14 protein-coding genes and 1 pseudogene are annotated in these 14,978 nt (G+C 75.6%); 10 read left to right on the top strand and 5 right to left on the bottom strand.

Annotated elements, in window-relative coordinates:
• Positions 1 to 165 precede the first annotated feature (165 nt).
• Both QC029_RS22770 and QC029_RS22765 read left to right on the top strand, forming a co-directional pair.
• Complete coding sequence (locus QC029_RS22770) at positions 166 to 1,056, top strand: hypothetical protein (RefSeq protein WP_279557611.1); 891 nt, start codon at positions 166 to 168, stop codon at positions 1,054 to 1,056.
• 54 nt (positions 1,057 to 1,110) lie between these two features.
• A pseudogene (locus tag QC029_RS22765) lies at positions 1,111 to 1,560 on the top strand (VWA-like domain-containing protein); the annotation flags it as partial.
• A 66-nt stretch (positions 1,561 to 1,626) separates the two neighbouring features.
• On the opposite strand, the gene QC029_RS22760 reads toward QC029_RS22765, so the two are convergent.
• A complete protein-coding gene (locus QC029_RS22760) occupies positions 1,627 to 2,655 on the bottom strand; it encodes a LacI family DNA-binding transcriptional regulator (RefSeq protein WP_279557610.1) in 1,029 nt (342 codons plus the stop codon).
• Positions 2,656 to 2,964: 309 nt separating this feature from the next.
• Here QC029_RS22760 and QC029_RS22755 point away from each other — a divergent pair, with 309 nt between their 5' ends.
• On the top strand, positions 2,965 to 3,123 hold the full coding sequence (locus QC029_RS22755) for a hypothetical protein (RefSeq protein WP_279557609.1): 159 nt from the start codon (positions 2,965 to 2,967) through the stop codon (positions 3,121 to 3,123).
• Between the two features lie 125 nt (positions 3,124 to 3,248).
• The gene (locus QC029_RS22750; RefSeq protein WP_279557608.1) at positions 3,249 to 3,806 is read left to right on the top strand and encodes a GNAT family N-acetyltransferase; all 558 of its coding nucleotides are present in this window, start codon (positions 3,249 to 3,251) and stop codon (positions 3,804 to 3,806) included.
• Positions 3,807 to 3,833: 27 nt separating this feature from the next.
• Here QC029_RS22750 and QC029_RS22745 read toward each other — a convergent pair whose 3' ends face one another.
• Positions 3,834 to 4,289 (bottom strand): MarR family winged helix-turn-helix transcriptional regulator, encoded by a 456-nt coding sequence (locus QC029_RS22745; RefSeq protein ID WP_279557607.1) that lies wholly within the window; start codon positions 4,287 to 4,289, stop codon positions 3,834 to 3,836.
• 129 nt (positions 4,290 to 4,418) lie between these two features.
• On the opposite strand from QC029_RS22745, the gene QC029_RS22740 reads away from it, so the two are divergent.
• The 4 genes from QC029_RS22740 to QC029_RS22725 all read left to right on the top strand — a co-directional run bounded on the left by QC029_RS22740 (position 4,419) and on the right by QC029_RS22725 (position 10,007).
• Positions 4,419 to 5,636, top strand: coding sequence for an MFS transporter (locus tag QC029_RS22740; RefSeq protein WP_279557606.1), 1,218 nt, complete (start codon positions 4,419 to 4,421; stop codon positions 5,634 to 5,636).
• A gap of 192 nt (positions 5,637 to 5,828) precedes the next feature.
• On the top strand, positions 5,829 to 7,946 hold the full coding sequence (locus tag QC029_RS22735) for a neutral/alkaline ceramidase (protein WP_279557615.1): 2,118 nt from the start codon (positions 5,829 to 5,831) through the stop codon (positions 7,944 to 7,946).
• Positions 7,947 to 8,123: 177 nt separating this feature from the next.
• On the top strand, positions 8,124 to 9,041 hold the full coding sequence (locus QC029_RS22730; protein WP_279557605.1) for an AraC family transcriptional regulator: 918 nt from the start codon (positions 8,124 to 8,126) through the stop codon (positions 9,039 to 9,041).
• Between the two features lie 93 nt (positions 9,042 to 9,134).
• Positions 9,135 to 10,007 (top strand): carbohydrate-binding protein, encoded by an 873-nt coding sequence (locus tag QC029_RS22725; protein ID WP_279557604.1) that lies wholly within the window; start codon positions 9,135 to 9,137, stop codon positions 10,005 to 10,007.
• A 106-nt stretch (positions 10,008 to 10,113) separates the two neighbouring features.
• Here QC029_RS22725 and QC029_RS22720 read toward each other — a convergent pair whose 3' ends face one another.
• Positions 10,114 to 10,749, bottom strand: a complete 636-nt coding sequence (locus QC029_RS22720) for a hypothetical protein (RefSeq protein ID WP_279557603.1) — start codon at positions 10,747 to 10,749, stop codon at positions 10,114 to 10,116.
• Between the two features lie 414 nt (positions 10,750 to 11,163).
• On the opposite strand from QC029_RS22720, the gene QC029_RS22715 reads away from it, so the two are divergent.
• Complete coding sequence (locus QC029_RS22715; protein WP_279557602.1) at positions 11,164 to 11,385, top strand: hypothetical protein; 222 nt, start codon at positions 11,164 to 11,166, stop codon at positions 11,383 to 11,385.
• 101 nt (positions 11,386 to 11,486) lie between these two features.
• Here the strand turns inward: QC029_RS22715 and QC029_RS22710 are convergent, their stop codons facing one another.
• Positions 11,487 to 12,638 (bottom strand): LysR family transcriptional regulator, encoded by a 1,152-nt coding sequence (locus QC029_RS22710; protein WP_279557601.1) that lies wholly within the window; start codon positions 12,636 to 12,638, stop codon positions 11,487 to 11,489.
• Positions 12,639 to 13,035: 397 nt separating this feature from the next.
• Here QC029_RS22710 and snpA point away from each other — a divergent pair, with 397 nt between their 5' ends.
• Positions 13,036 to 13,686, top strand: coding sequence for a snapalysin (gene snpA / locus QC029_RS22705; protein ID WP_279557600.1), 651 nt, complete (start codon positions 13,036 to 13,038; stop codon positions 13,684 to 13,686).
• A 161-nt stretch (positions 13,687 to 13,847) separates the two neighbouring features.
• On the opposite strand, the gene QC029_RS22700 is transcribed toward snpA, so the two are convergent.
• On the bottom strand, positions 13,848 to 14,858 hold the full coding sequence (locus QC029_RS22700) for a zinc-binding dehydrogenase (RefSeq protein ID WP_279557599.1): 1,011 nt from the start codon (positions 14,856 to 14,858) through the stop codon (positions 13,848 to 13,850).
• Positions 14,859 to 14,978: the final 120 nt, after the last annotated feature.

The raw sequence follows: 14,978 nt of genomic DNA, 5'->3' as shown, positions 1-14,978 counted from the left end.
CCACCCACCCACCCTTTCCCCTCGTCACCCGTACGAGTGACCAGCTTGCGGGTTTGAGAAGCGGGCGGTTACGTTCACCGCGACAACCGCAAACAGATACGGCCCCCGGCCGGGACTGGCATCCCGATCGAGGGCCTCACCGATCAGGAAGAAACAGGCTTCCCGATGGCTGACTCGCAGTTTAGCGCGCCCGCGCGCGCCCGCGCCGAGGCTCCGGCCTCCGGCGTGATCCACGTCCGCACCCGTCTCACCACCGGCTTCACCGTCCTCGCCAACGCCCTGGCCCAGCGGCCCGGCAGCGCGGTCACCATCGGGGTCGCGGCCTACATCGCCTCCCTGCCGGACGGCGCTCCGGTGAGCATCACCGCTCTGTGCGAGCACTTCTCCGAGGGCGAGATCCTGATCTCCCGGGCCCTGCGGGAGCTGGAGGCGTCCGGCCACCTGGAACGGCGGCGCGAGCGCGGGCCGGACGGCCGGGTCCGCACCCGCACCCGCTTCCACGACGTACCGCCCGGCGACGACGGTCCGGACCCCACGCCGCCGCCCGGCCGCCGGCGCCGCCCCGCACCCGTCCGCGTACCGGTACCGGCGGCGCGTACGGAGGCCGAGGCGGCGCCCCTCCCGCCTCCCCCGGCGGCGGTGCGGTCGCCGCAACCGCCGCCCCCTCCGCTCGGCGAGGCCGATCCGCACGCGGTGCGCGTCCTGACCTCCCTGCGCACCGTCGATCCCCGGCTGATCCTCTCCGAGGGCGAGGCCGCCCGGCTCGCCCCGGACGTGGCCCGGTGGCTCGCGGCGGGCGTGTCCCCCGCCCGGATCACCGAGACGCTCACCAACGGCCTGCCCGAACGGCTGCTGGCCCGCCCGGCCCGCATCCTGGCCTTCCGGCTCGGCGAGCCGCCCCTGCCCGCGCCCGCCCCTCCCCCACCGCCCGCGAAGCCGGCCGTCCTGCCCCTCCAGACCTGCGACGGCTGCGAACGCGCCTTCCGCGCGGCCAGGCCCGGCCTGCTGTGCCGTGACTGCCGCGTGGAGCGGGAGGAACTCCGCGCGACCGGCTGATTCAGCGAGCGCGGTGCCCTGTACGGCGACGAGGAAGGTCCATCCTGCGGTGGACTGCTGCCGAGCCTGCGCCGTACGCCGCCCCGGGTCTGCGTCGTGATCGACACCCCCGGGTCGGTGAGCGACGCCGAGCTGGGCAGCGCGCTGCTGGAGGTGGTGGCGATCTCACGGGCGGTGGGCGGACCGCGCGACCTGGTCTCGGTGCTCTCCTGCGACGCGGCGGCCGGAGTCGCCGTCCCGCTCTGCCGCGCCGAGAACGTCGAACCGGTCGGCGGCGGGGGAACGGACCTGCGTTCCGGTTTCACTCGGGCGCTCCGCTCCCGGCCCCGCCCGGACGTGATCGTCGCCCTGACGGACGGCCAGACTCCGTGGCCCTCCGCACAGCCGCCCTGCCGCATCGTCGTCGGCCTCTTCCCCCGTCCCGCCCGGGCCGTGGACGAGGAGAACCCCGACCACCTCCCGGACGCCCCGCCGTCCTGGGCGCGTGTCGTCACCATCGGCTGAGGAAGCGCGCCGGGGAAGCGGTGAGGCACCACCCCTCGCGGGCGGACCGCGGCCGACCGGCGCGGGCTACAGCGGCGCGGTGTCCCGGGAGGGGGCGGCGGTGCTGTCGCGGACCGTCAGGGTGGGGTCGGGGCCGTGGCGGTGCTCGACGCGGTGGCCGGTGGCCACGTCCCGGAGCTGACGGGCCGCCAGGGCTCCGTAGGCGGCGATGTCGCGGCGCAGCGCGGTCAGGCCGGGGTGGACCAGTTCGCACAGCGGCGAGTCGTCCCAGGCCACGAGGGAGACGTCCTCGGGGACCCGGACGCCCAGGGTCTGCGCCGCGCTCAGGCCGGAGACGGCCATCACGTCGTTGTCGTAGAGGATCGCGGTGGGGCGCTCGGCGCCCTCCAGCAGGGCGCGGGTGGCGGCGAAGCCCCGCTCGCCGCTGTAGTCGGCCTCCACGCTCCGCCCGGTGACGCCCCGCTCGGCGGTGGCGGCGGTGAAGGCCTCGGTCCGTATGAGGGTGTGCCGCAGGACGGCGGGCCCGGTGACGTGGGCGATGGAGCGGTGGCCGAGGTCGGCCAGGTGGGCGACGGCGGTGCGTACGCCCGCCGCGTCGTCGCTCCACACCGCCGACAGGCCCCCGGAGGCGGCGGGCGAGCCGATCACCACGGCGGGCAGGCGCAGTTCCTCCAGGGCGCGCACCCGGGGATCGTCCACCCGCAGGTCGACCAGGAAGACGCCGTCGACCTTGCGCTGCGCCCACCAGGCCCGGTAGGTGGCCATCTCGGCGTCGGCGTCGGGCGCGACGGTGAACAGCAGCGAGGTGCCGTCCTCGGACAGCTCGCCCTGGATGCCGGAGACCAGCTGCATGAAGAACGGCTCGATGCCCAGGGAACGCGCCGGGCGGTCCACGACCAGTCCGAACGCGCCGGCCCTGCCGTCGGAGAGGGCCCTGGCCGCGCTGTTGGGCTGCCAGCCCAGTTCGTCCGCGATGGCGAGCACCCGGGCGCGGGTCGCCTCCGAGACTCCGGGACGGCCGTTGAGCGCGAAGGAGACCGCGCTCTTGGTCACCCCCGCACGACGGGCGATGTCCACCATGGTGGGACGCTTCACCGCTACTCCCTCCCGCCGCCGTCACCGGCGAACTGGGGCTCATCCTAGAGCGGCCGACTGCGGCCCGGAACACGAGATCCGAAGGCCGTCCGCGGCCGGGGGCGCGGCGTATGGACGCCTCCGATGCCGTTGAACAATCAACCGGATGAGCCCGGGGCGGCACCGCCGCCGGAACCCGTCCGCCTCCGGAGGGCGGGCGGCGGGCGGACATCACCCCGGCCCGCGGGGGTAGGAGGCAGAGAGGACGCACGACAGAGCGCAGAAGGCGCAGCTCGCTCCGGCGAGCACCCGTGAACAGCTGGAGGAACCGTGCCGGGCATTCTGAGCAAGATCGCCATGTTCGCCCGAACCCCGCAGGGCCGCCGTCTGACCCAGAAGGCCAGGACGGCGGCCTCCGACCCCAGGAAGCGGGCCGAGGCCAAGCGCGCCCTGAGCAGGCTGCGCGGCCGCGGGTCCGGGCACCGCTGAGGCGCCCCGCCTCCGTACGGCCCCGCATCCCCGCACACCCGCCCGCCCGCTCGCCGACCACAGCACGCCGCCCGCCGCCGTGGAAAACGGCGGCGGGCGGCGTCGTGTGCTGCCAGGATGGGGGCATGGTCGAGATCGGCACGGGCGGCGGCAGCGGGATCAGACTCGTCCACACCGCCGAGCTGGACGCGTCCGCCCGCGCGGCGGCGCGGTCCCTGCTGGACGAGGTCTTCGAGGGGGACCTGACCGACCAGGACTGGGAGCACGCCCTGGGCGGCGTGCACGCCCTGGCCTGGGAGGGCTCCGAACTGGTCGGCCACGCCTCGCTGGTCCAGCGGCGGCTGCTGCACGGCGGCCGGGCGCTGCGCGCGGGCTACGTCGAGGGGGTCGGGGTCCGCGCCGACCGGCGCGGACGCGGATACGGCGCGGCGCTGATGGAGGCGCTGGAGCGGGTGGTGCGCGGCGCGTACGACCTGGGCGCGCTGGGCTCCAGCGACGAGGCGCTCGGCTTCTACGCGGCGCGCGGCTGGCTGCTGTGGCAGGGCCCCACCTGGGCGCTCACCCCCTCGGGCCTCGTGCGCACCGAGGAGGACGACGGATGCGTCCACGTCCTGCCGGTGACCCGGGAACTGGACCCGGCCGGCGAGCTGGTCTGCGACTGGCGCGACGGCGACGTCTGGTAGCACCGGCCGTACGGCTCCGGGGCCGCCTCAGATCCCCGGTTCCAGCGCGCGGACGGCCGCGACCAGCGGCGCCAGCTCGGGCCGCTCGGCGGCGGCGGCGAGGGCCTCGCGCAGCGCGGCGTCGTTGGTCGGCCGCGCCTTCTCCAGCAGTTCCCGCCCCTCGCCGGTGACCTCGGTGTAGATGCCGCGCCGGTCGGTGGGGCACAGGTAGCGGCTGAGCAGGCCGCGGTCCTCCAGCCGGTTGACCAGGCGGGTGGTGGCGCTCTGGCTGAGCACCACGGCGTCGGCCAGCTCGTTCATGCGCAGGTGCCCGCCCTCGCCGCCGTGCTGGCCGCTGAGCACGTCCAGCACGGAGAACTCGCGCACGCTGAGCCCGTGCTCCGCCTGGAGCGCGCGCTCGACGCGCGCCTCGATGCGGCCGTGCAGGGCCGACAGGGCGCACCAGCCCTGGGCCAGCCCCCGGTCGGGGCGGGTCGTGGTCATCTCGCGTCTCCCCTTCGTGTCGCCTCCCAGGTTAGCCAGGCGCGGTACAAGGCGTTTGCAAATATCCCGCGTCTGCAATTATTGTCTACGCCTGTAAGACGTATGTGCAACAAATCTGGGAGCCCCTTCATGCCCCTCGCCCTGCTGGCGCTCGCGATCGGCGCCTTCGGCATCGGCACCACCGAGTTCGTGATCATGGGACTGCTGCCGGAGGTGGCGGAGGAGTTCGGCGTCCCCATCCCCACCGCCGGCCTGCTCGCCACCGGCTACGCCCTCGGCGTCGTCGTCGGCGCGCCGCTGCTGGCGGTCGCGGGCACGCGCGTCTCGCGCAAGCGGATGCTGATGCTGCTGATGGTCCTGTTCACCCTGGGCAACCTGGTCTCCGCCCTCGCCCCCGCCTTCGAGGCGATGCTGGCCGGGCGGGTCGTCGCGTCGCTCGCCCACGGGGCGTTCTTCGGCATCGGCTCGATCGTCGCCGCCGACCTGGTGGCCCCGCGGAAGAAGGCGGGCGCGATCGCGACGATGTTCACCGGCCTCACCGTGGCGAACGTGGTCGGCGTACCGCTGGGCACCCTCGTCGGCCAGGAGTTCGGCTGGCGCGTCACCTTCCTGGGCGTCGCCGGGCTCGGAGTGCTGGGCCTGGCCGGTGTGGCCGCCCTCGTGCCCCGGGACGAGCGCCCGGCGCCGGGGCACTCCCGGGTGCGCCGGGAGCTGGCCGCCTTCCGCGACGTCCAGGTGCTGCTGGCCATGGCGATGACCGTGCTCGGCTTCGGCGGCGTCTTCGCCGCGATCACCTACATCGCGCCGATGATGACGGACGCGGCGGGCTACGCCGACGCCTCCGTGAGCCGGCTGCTGGTGCTGTTCGGCCTGGGCATGGTGGCGGGCAACCTGGTGGGCGGGCGCCTCGCCGACCGCGCGCTGATGCCCCTGCTGTTCACCGCCCTGGCCGCCCTCTCCCTGACGCTGGGCCTGTTCACCTTCACCGCGTACGACAAGACGCTCGCCGCCGTCTCGATCACGCTGATCGGCGCCTTCGGCTTCGCGACCGTGCCGCCGCTGCAGAAGCGCGTCCTGGACCAGACGGCGGACGCGCCCACGCTGGCCTCCGCCGTCAACATCGGCGCCTTCAACCTGGGCAACGCGCTGGCCGCCTGGCTCGGCGGGGCCGTCCTCGCGGCCGGGCTGGGCGTCACCGCGCCCAACTGGGTCGGCGCGGTGCTCGCCGCGAGCGCCCTGGTCCTGGCCGTGCTGTCGGCCCGGCTGGAACGGCGCACGGACGGCCGCGGGAGCCGGATCGTCGCCTCCTCCTCCCCGGCGGCCGGGGCCGCACGGGCCGTGCGCTGAAGCCCCCGGCCGGAACGGCCGTGGCCCCCACGGCCGTTCCGGCGACGGTCTTCCGCCGACGGATTGTCTGCGCATGCCGCTGGTGTCATGCTCACAACACCACCGGGTGAACCGGTGGTAACCCCCCAGCAGCACCGTGAGGAGCCGCACGTGAGCGATTCCCGAACCCAGCGGCGCGCACCGTCCGGCGAGATCCCGGACGGACCGTCCCGCACCACGGGCAGCAGCCGCCGGAACGTCCTGCGCGCCACGGCCGCGGCGACCGGGCTCGGCCTCGCCGGGCTTCCGCCGGCCACGGCGTCCGCCGCCGGCCGCACCTCCGCCGCACCCGGGCGGGCCGGCGCCGCGGAGGCCGGCCCCCACAGCCCCTACCTGGTGGGCCGCGGCATCGCCGACGCCACCGGCGAGGTGGCCGAGGTCGGCATGATGGGCTACGGGCGCACCGACCAGCAGGCCCAGGGCCTGCACACCCGGCTGCGGGCCCGCGCCTTCGTCATCGCCGACCGGACGCCGGACGGCGGCGCCGGGGAGCGCGTGGCCCTCGTCGTGGTCGACTCCCCCATGATCTTCTCCAGCGTGCACCAGGCGGTGCTGCGCGCCCTCGAGGAGCGGTACGGCGGCCTCTACACCGCCCGGAACACCATGATCACCGCCACCCACACCCACGCCGGACCGGGCGGTTACTCCCACCACCTGCTCTACAACATCACCACGCTCGGCTTCCACGCCAAGACCTTCGACGCGGTCGTCCGCGGCATCGTGGAGGCCGTCGGCCGGGCCCACGCCGACCTCGCGCCCGCCGGGCTCTCCCTCTCCCGCGGGGAGCTGCGCGGCGCCAGCGTCAACCGCTCCCGCGCCGCCTTCGACCGCAACCCGGCGGACGTCAGGGCCCACTTCCCCGACGCCGTCGACCCGCTCACCACGCTGCTGCGGATCGAGCGCGAGGGGCGGCTGGTGGGCGCGGTCAACTGGTTCGCCACCCACTGCACCAGCATGTCCGGCGACAACCGGCTGATCAGCGCCGACAACAAGGGCTACGCCGCCTACCACTGGGAGCGCGAGGTCGCGGGCGCGGACTACCTGGCCGACGCCTCCCCCGAGGTGATCACCGCGTTCGCCCAGACCAACGCCGGCGACATGTCCCCCAACCTCGACCTGCGGCCCCCGACCACACCGGAGGACTTCGAGCGCACCCGGGCCTGCGGCCTGCGCCAGTACGAGGCCGCCGCACGGCAGCTGGAGCGCCCCGGCACCCCCCTGACCGGGGGCGTGGACTCCCGGCTGGTGTACGTGGACCTCTCCGACGTCACCGTGGCGCCGGAGTTCACCGGCGACGGACGCGCCCACAGGACCGCCCGGCCCGCGGTCGGCGCGTCCATGGCCGCGGGCAGCATGGAGGACGGACCGGCGTTCCCCGGCTTCACCGAGGGCGAGAACCCCTTCTGGGACGCGGTCTCCCACTCGGTGGTCTACACCGTCTCGCCCGAGCTGCGCGAGGCCCAGGCCCCCAAGGCGATCGCCGTGCCCATCGGGGAGATGAACCGGATCTACCCCTGGGTGCAGGAGATCGTCCCCGTCCAGCTCGTGCGCATCGGCCGCCTGTACCTCATCGGCGTCCCGGGCGAGGTGACCATCGCGGCGGGGCTGAGGCTGCGCCGCACCGTCGCGGACGTCACCGGCGCCGACCTGGACGACGTGCTGGTGGCGGGCTACGCCAACGCCTACTTCCACTACCTCACCACGCCCGAGGAGTACGACGCCCAGCACTACGAGGGCGGCAGCACCCTCTTCGGCCGCTGGCAACTGCCCGCGCTCCAGCAGGTGTCGGCGCAGCTGGCCCGCGCGATGCGCGACGGGAGGGAGCTGCCGACCGGCCCGGAGCCGCCCGACCTGTCCGCCGCGCCGCTCGCCCTCCAGCCGCCGATCGTGCTGGACGCCCCGCAGATCGGGCGGTCGTTCGGGGACGTGCTGACCCAGCCACGCGAGAGCTACCGGACCGGCGAGCGGGTCTCGGCCGTGTTCGCCGGCGCCCATCCCGGCAACGACCTGCGCCGGGGCAGCACCTACCTGCGGGTGGAGCGGTACGAGGGGGGCGCGTGGCGCACGGTCGCCGACGACGGCGACTGGTCGACGGCCTTCCGCTGGGAGCGGGACGGGATCGCCGCCTCCAGGGTGACCGTCACCTGGGACGTGCCCTCCGGAGCCGTGCCCGGCCGCTACCGCGTCCGCTACCACGGCGACGCCAAACCCCTGCTGGGCGGCGCCCGTTCCTTCTCCGGCACCACCCGCGCGTTCACCGTCCTGTCCTGACCCCTCCTCGCACGCCTCCCCCACGCCTCCCCCACGGCCCTCCCGCACACCCCTCCCCGCGCGGCCCCTCCGGCCCGTCCCGGCCCGTCCCGGCCCGTCCCGGCCCCTCCGGCGGCGGGCCGGGACGCCGGCCGCACTATGCTTCACCGGCCGCCGGGCCGCCGAGGAGGTGGGGAGATGACGCACGACCCGGTCCCGCTGCACCGCCTGGAGGTGCCCGCGCCGAACGTCCTGCCGTTCGCCATCGGCTCCTTCGACACCATCGGCCCGCTGTCGCGCGCCGCCTTCCCGCACCGGCACGTCTTCCACGAGATCGTCTACGTCACCAGCGGCCGGGGCACGCACGTGGTCGACACGGTGCCGTGGCCGCTGCGCCCGCCGAACCTGTGCCTGGTCCTGCCCGGGCAGGTGCACCACTGGCGCGGGGTCTCGGGCCTCAACGGCTGGGTGGTGCTGTTCACCGACGACTTCCTGCTGACGCACCCGGAGGACCGGGAGGCGCTGCGGGCGCTGCGGGAGCGGCCGTGGCTGTGCCCCCCGCGCGAGGAGGCGGTCCGCCTCTCGGCGCTGCTGCGGGAGATGGAGCGGGAGTACCGCGTCCGGGGCGAGGGCTTCGTCTCCGTCCTCCAGTCCTACCTGCATGTGCTCCTCGTCCGCGCGGGCCGGCTGCCCGGCGGCGGTACGCCCGCCTCGGCGGCCGGGCGGGCGGCCGAACTGGCCGCCCGGTTCGGGGAGTTGCTGGAGGACCCGGACACGGGGCCGCCGCCGGTGCGCGAGTGCGCGGCGCGGCTGGGCGTGTCGGTCGGCCATCTGAACGAGGTGGTCAAGCGGGCCACCGGCCGCACCCCGGGGCAGTTGGTGCGGCGGGCGCGGGTGCTGGAGGCCAAGCGCCTGCTGGCCGGAACGGGGATGACGGTGGGTCAGGTGGCCCGCCGGACGGGCTTCGCCGATCCGGCGTACTTCTGCCGCTTCTTCCGGCGGGAGACCGGCGTCAGCCCCGGCGCCTTCCGCCGCGGCGCGGACGGCGGCGGAGCGAGCGGGGACGGCGGGACGGGCGGGGACGGCGGGACCGTGCCGAATCACCACGACCGCTGAATCCTGTCCATCGATCCCTCCCGGGCGCCCGCATAGGTTCGGACCTGCTCGCGAAAAGTCCGTACCACCTTCCCCGATGCCCAGGAGAAGACCGTGGAAGACGACACCACCCCCCATTCCGAGCCCCGCTCCGGGCCCCACACCGGACCCCGCTCCGGGCCGCGGCCCGCGTCCCTCAGCCGCAAGAGCGTGCTCAAGGGCGCGTTACTGGCCGCCCCCCTGCCCCTGCTCGTCGGCGGCGCGCCGGCCCTGGCCCGCACCCTGCGGCCGTCGTCCACCGGGGAGCCGCTCCCGCCGACCCCGTACTGCGACGACGGGGACGACCCGACGCCCCCGCAGATGGAGGGCCCGTACTTCAAGCCGAACTCGCCGCGCCGCACCTCGCTGGTCGAGGCGGGGACGCCGGGCACGCGGCTGACCGTCAGCGGGTACGTGTTCGGCCGGGCGTGCCGGCCGATCCCCGGCGTGCTGCTGGACTTCTGGCAGGCGGACGTGAACGGCGCCTACGACAACACCGGCCACCGGTTCCGCGGCCACCAGTACACCGACGCCCAGGGGGCCTTCGAGCTCACCACGATCGTCCCCGGGCTGTATCCGGGCCGCACCCGGCACATCCACGTCAAGGCGCAGGCACCGGGCCGCCCGGTGCTCACCACGCAGCTCTACTTCCCGGGCGAGCCGCGCAACAACACCGACGCGATCTTCGACCCGGCGCTGCTGATGAACGTGCGGACGGCCGGCTCGGCGAAGGAGGCCACGTTCGACTTCGTCCTCGACGTCCCCCAGACTCCCCCGCCCACCACCCCGCCCCCGGACGATCCCGGCGGCACCTGGCGTGCGGGGGTGTCCTACCGGGCCGGCGACCGGGTGGAGTACGGCGGCGCCTCCTACACGTGCCTCCAGGGCCACCTGTCCCAGGCGGGTTGGGAGCCGCCGAACGCACCGGCCCTGTGGCGGAGGGGCTGACCCCCGCACGGCAGCGGTGCACCCGGGCCCGGCGTCGATGTGGGGGACGCCGGGCTCCGGTACGGCCCCGTCCGGAGGCCGCCCGCACGGTCCCGGAGGCGGTCGGTCAGTCGGCCGCGACGGCCTCGGCGTCCGGGCCCCGGTGGGAGCCGAGGCAGGCCAGCAGCTCCGCACGGTGCAGCCCGGCGACCGGCGCCATCAGATCGGGGTGGCGCAGCAGGGGCGCGGCCTGCCGGTCGAGCCCGTCGGGCGCGGCCAGCCTGCGGAAGTCGACCACCAGGCCCTGCGCGTGCTCGCTGCGCAGGGCCCCGGCCACCGCCTCCTCCACCAGGTCCGGCGAGGTCAGCAGGCAGGCCGCCCAGCTGGCGAGGACCTCGTCCACCCAGGTGCGCCAGGCTCCCCCCGTCTCGCCCGGCTCGCGGGGCACCGGGATCCACGGCAGTCCGGCGGGCGTCCCGTCGGCCCCGCCGAAGCCGTCGGGCTCGCCGAGGCCGTCGGGCTCGCGCGGCTCCGGGGGCTCCGCGCCGCTGATCCGGTCCAGCCGCAGCGCGCCGCCCGGACCGGCGAGCGTCACCAGCGCGGCGTCCAGCAGGGTCGGGTAGCGCAGCCAGGCCGCGACCGTGACCGCCTGGCGCGCCTGCGCCTCGGCCAGGGAGGCGCTGAGGACGCCGCCGGCGGTGGGGTAGGAGCGGACCAGCCACCGGGCGGTCGCGGCTATGACGGAGGAGAGATCAGCAGACACCTTGGTCCCGCATTCGGAAGAGCGGATTCCGGTCTTCGGTACTCCGATGGTAGCGAGCCCCGCCCAGGTCACCGGAGTGAGGTGCGACACCGGGCCGCCGACGAGCCGCCGGGCACCACGGGCCCCACGGTACGGCGACCGCGGCGCGCTCGCGTCGTCCCCGCCGCCGTCCGTCCCGCCGTCCGTTCCCGGTCCGCCGGCTCACCGGTGACGGGCGGAGGGCGCTCCGCGGGTGCCGTCCCTCCCGGCACGTCGGCGCGGGAGGCGCGGCGCGGGGGCGGGGTCTCGCAACCGCACCGCGCCCCGGGCTACCGTGGCGTGCGACAGCCGTGGCCGACGGTGGTGACCGCACCGGAGGCACGGACGGGCCCGGCGGGGCACGGCGGAAGGGGAACTGCCGGTGAACTGCACCACATGCGGAGCCACGGTGATACAGGGACCCGACGGGCGCTGGTCCTGCGGCAACTGCGGGGCGACCGGATGACCCCCCCGCCCTCCGACATCCCGGCGCCCGACGTGGCCGTGATGCACTGCGCCCAGTGCGGCTGGGCGGTCCAGGAGGGGCCGCGGGGCGGATACGTGTGCACCCAGTGCTTCCACACCGTCGAGCCTCCGGCGGACCTCGGCCGGGGCTGAGGCCGCGCCGCCGTCCGCCGCCGCTCGCCGCCGCTCACCGGTGGGCACGGGTCCGCGCGGGCGCGCACCGGCTCCCGCCGGGCCGTCGCCCGGTGCACGCCTCATCCGTGGGCCTGCGGTGCGCGCGGCGCGGCGGCGGTGACGTGCGCGGCGGGACGCCGGGCGCGGTGGACGCCCGGCGCGGCGGCGCGGGCGTGCTCCGGCGACCCGGCCGGGAAGCCTCCCGCGGCGGCCGGGTCGCCGTCCGGCGCGGCACCGGGCGGCTCCTCGCCGGGCGGCGGGAGAAGGGCCCCCGGCTGCCGCAGCAGCGGACTGCCGTGGCGCAGCAGCCACCAGCGGTAGGCGGCGCTGGCCCAGGCGGCCTCCGCGTAGGAGGCCATGAGGTCGGCGCGCAGGCCGCCGACCTCCGCCTCCAGACGGCTGTCCGACCGGCAGGCCAGTAGCAGCCGCACCGCCAGGGGGTCGTCGCGCAGCGGGCGTATGACCATCCCCTGGCGCTGCTGCGAGATGGGCTGGCACACGCTCACCGCCTCGCCCCCCGCGATCAGTTCCGCGGCGGTGGTGGTGTCGGGCACGTGGACCATGCGCGGGTTCAGCCCGGCGGTCGCGAAGGCGCGGCGCGTGGCGGCCCACTCGCCGTCCGCCGTGAAGTCGACGATCCACTGGTCGTCGGCGAGGTCCGCCATGTCCACCACCCGGTGCCCGGCCTGGGGGTGGGACTCGGGCAGGGCGATGAACTGCGGCTCCCTGGCGACCAGGACGTGCTGCTCCACGCCCGCGGGGAAGCGCAGCGGGAAGCCCTCCGGTTCGTGGACGAACGCCACGTCCACCTGCCCGTCGGCGACCGTCTGGAGCAGCGAGTTGGCGGAGACGTCGATGTGGATCGTGGTGTCGGCGCCGGGGTAGCGGGCGCGGAGCCTGCGCATCCATCCGGCCACGGCCCGGCTGGCGGTGCTGCCGATCCTCAGCCGCGCCTCCCCCGCCAGCGCCGCCGCGCTCCTCGCCTCGCTCACCAGGGCTGCCATGTCCGCGACAATCGGGCGCGCGCGGCAGAGCACGGACTGTCCCAGTGCCGTCGGGCGGCTGCCCGTGCGTTCCCGGGTGAACAGCCGTCCGCCGATGGCGTTCTCGATGCGGCGGAGCTGCGTGGTCAGGGACGGCTGGCTCATGCCCAGCCGCAGCGCCGCCTTGCGGACGCTCCCGGCGTCGGCGATGGCGCACAGCACGCGCAGATGCCTCACGTCGAGCTCCACGCATGGAGGATAACGACGCCCCAACAGGCGGCACCAGACGTCCAAACGCCGCCGAAACGGCATGCCCGGCGTTCCCGGCGCACATCTTCGGCCACCTCCGTTCGCCTTCGGACGTCTTCGGTCGCCTTCGGGCAGGCTGTTTCCGGCCACCCGAACGGAGACCGCGGACGGGCACCGCCCGCCGACACCGCCGGCGGCCGTCGCGCCGGAGCCGGGGCGGTCGGTCGGTCGGGCGGGCGGGGGCGACCGCGGGTGATACCCGCGGAGCTATCGCCGGTTGGCATCATCCCGGCGGCGCGGAGGTCGAACAGAATCCTGACTGTTCGACGTTCCTCCGCCGAATCCGGCCCCCTCAGGCTCCCCACCCGGATTCACGGACGAGAAGGAGACCCCCCACATGAAGTCCTCCAGACTCGCCCTGTCGGCCACCCTCGGCCTCGGCATGGCACTGAGCCTGGCCTCGGCGCCGGCGTCCGCCGCCCCCGCCGACCGGCTGCCCGCCTCGATCGCGGCGTACTCCGGCTCCGCCGCCGACCGGGCCAACACCAAGGCCTTCTTCGAGGCCGTCATGAAGTCGGCGCTCTCCAAGCAGCAGGCCACGGGCGCGCAGGCCGTCACGGTCGTCTACGACGCCAGCCGGGCGCCCTCGTTCGCCACCGAGATATCCCGCAGCGCCCAGATCTGGAACTCCTCGGTCAGCAACGTGCGCCTGGTGTCGGGCAGCAACGCCGACTTCCGGTACTACGAGGGCAACGACTCGCGCGGCTCCTACGCCAGCACCGACGGCCGCGGCAACGGGTACATCTTCCTGGACTACCGGCAGAACCAGGTCTACAACTCCACCCGCGTCACCTCGCACGAGACCGGCCACGTGCTGGGCCTGCGCGACAACTACTCGGGCCCGTGCAGCGAGCTGATGTCCGGCGGCGGCCCCGGCCCGTCCTGCACCAACGCCTACCCCAACTCCGCCGAGCGCAGCCGGGTCAACCAGCTCTGGGCCTACGGCCTGAGCGCCTTCCAGAAGGAGTCCGCCGCCAAGGCGGGCTGACGGCACGGCGGTTCACCGGCGAGCCGTCCGGCGCCCGTCCCCTCGCGGGCGCCGGGCCGGCGGCCTTCTCCGGCGCCGGGCAGGAGGGTTGAGGCCCTGCCCGGCGCCGGCGCACGCCCGGGGACCCGGCGCGGACGCGCCAGGGCCCCGGCCCGGACGCGTCAGGGCCGCAGGATCAGCCGGACCGGGTTGCCCTCCTTGCGCAGCAGCCGGTCCACCGCCTCCCGCGCCTCCGCCAGCGGCAGCACCCCGCTGACCGACCGCGAGAAGTCCAGCCGGTGCCGCCGCACCAGCTCGACGAGCTGCACGACGTGCTCGTCGGAGGAGCCGTAGTGGCCCAGCACCTGCTGCTGGAAGTAGCTGAAGGCGGTGCCGTCGCTGATGGTGAGGGGCTGGTCGGTGAGCCCGACCAGCACCAGCCTGCCGCCCGGCCCGAGGCAGCGCACCGCCTGCTCCCGCACCGCCGGGACCCCGGCGAAGTCGAACGCGACGGCCAGCCCCGTCCCGCCGGTCTCGCCCCGCACCCGGGCGGGCAGCTCCGGATCGCCCGGTGAGAAGGCCATGTCGGCGCCGAAGGCCAGGGACCGCTCGCGCGCCTCGGGCAGGGGATCGACCACGATGATCGGCGCGGCGCCGACCAGGCGCAGCAGCTGCACGCCGTGCGCGCCCAGACCGCCCGCGCCCCAGACGCCGGCCGGCCGCGCGGGCTCGGTGCGGGCGGTGGCGGTGACGGCGGCCCAGGGGGTGGAGACCGCGTCCGGGATGATCGCGGCCTGCTCGAAGGGCAGGTCGCCGGGCAGCTCCACCAGCGTCGACTCCGTCGCCACCGCGTACTCCGCCCAGCCGCCGTCGTAGTCCACGCCGCGGGTCCACACCACCCCGTCGCGCTCCTCCCCGGCCTGGAGGAGGACGCGCTGCCCCGGCCGCCGGCGGGTCACGCCCGGGCCCGGCTCGGCGACGACGCCCGCGACCTCGTGGCCGAGGGTGACGGTGTCCCCGGGCAGGTGGAGCGGGGTGAGCGTGCCGTCGATCAGGTGGACGTCCGACAGGCAGACCCCCGCGGCCTCCACCTTGACCAGCACCTCCCCCGGCCCCGGCCGCGGGGTGGGCACCTCCTCCACGGAGAAGGTGCGGGTCGTCACGTTGAGCCGCCCGGCGAGCATGATGACCACCTGTCTTCCCTGTCGGTGCCTGCGATCGCCCTCTTCCCCGGCCGGGGTACCCGTGCCGGGCACGGGGAACGCGGACCGCCCCGGGGCCGTGCGCCCCGCCGCCCCGCCACCTCGCCGCCC

Origin of the sequence: Streptomyces sp. DH37, from assembly GCF_029813835.1 — a bacterium.
Classification (GTDB): domain Bacteria; phylum Actinomycetota; class Actinomycetes; order Streptomycetales; family Streptomycetaceae; genus Streptomyces.
The sequence above is the reverse complement of the archived record's forward strand: the minus strand, read 5'-3'. Positions and strand labels throughout refer to the sequence as shown.

Excerpts from the sequence above, each read along its gene's own strand:
- QC029_RS22770 (WP_279557611.1), top strand. The coding sequence starts at position 166 with ATGGCTGACTCGCAGTTTAGCGCGCCCGCGCGCGCCCGCGCCGAGGCT.
- QC029_RS22750 (WP_279557608.1), top strand. The coding sequence starts at position 3,249 with ATGGTCGAGATCGGCACGGGCGGCGGCAGCGGGATCAGACTCGTCCAC.
- QC029_RS22745 (WP_279557607.1), bottom strand. The coding sequence starts at position 4,289 with ATGACCACGACCCGCCCCGACCGGGGGCTGGCCCAGGGCTGGTGCGCC.
- QC029_RS22740 (WP_279557606.1), top strand. The coding sequence starts at position 4,419 with ATGCCCCTCGCCCTGCTGGCGCTCGCGATCGGCGCCTTCGGCATCGGC.
- QC029_RS22730 (WP_279557605.1), top strand. The coding sequence starts at position 8,124 with ATGACGCACGACCCGGTCCCGCTGCACCGCCTGGAGGTGCCCGCGCCG.
- QC029_RS22715 (WP_279557602.1), top strand. The coding sequence starts at position 11,164 with ATGCGGAGCCACGGTGATACAGGGACCCGACGGGCGCTGGTCCTGCGG.
- snpA (WP_279557600.1), top strand. The coding sequence starts at position 13,036 with ATGAAGTCCTCCAGACTCGCCCTGTCGGCCACCCTCGGCCTCGGCATG.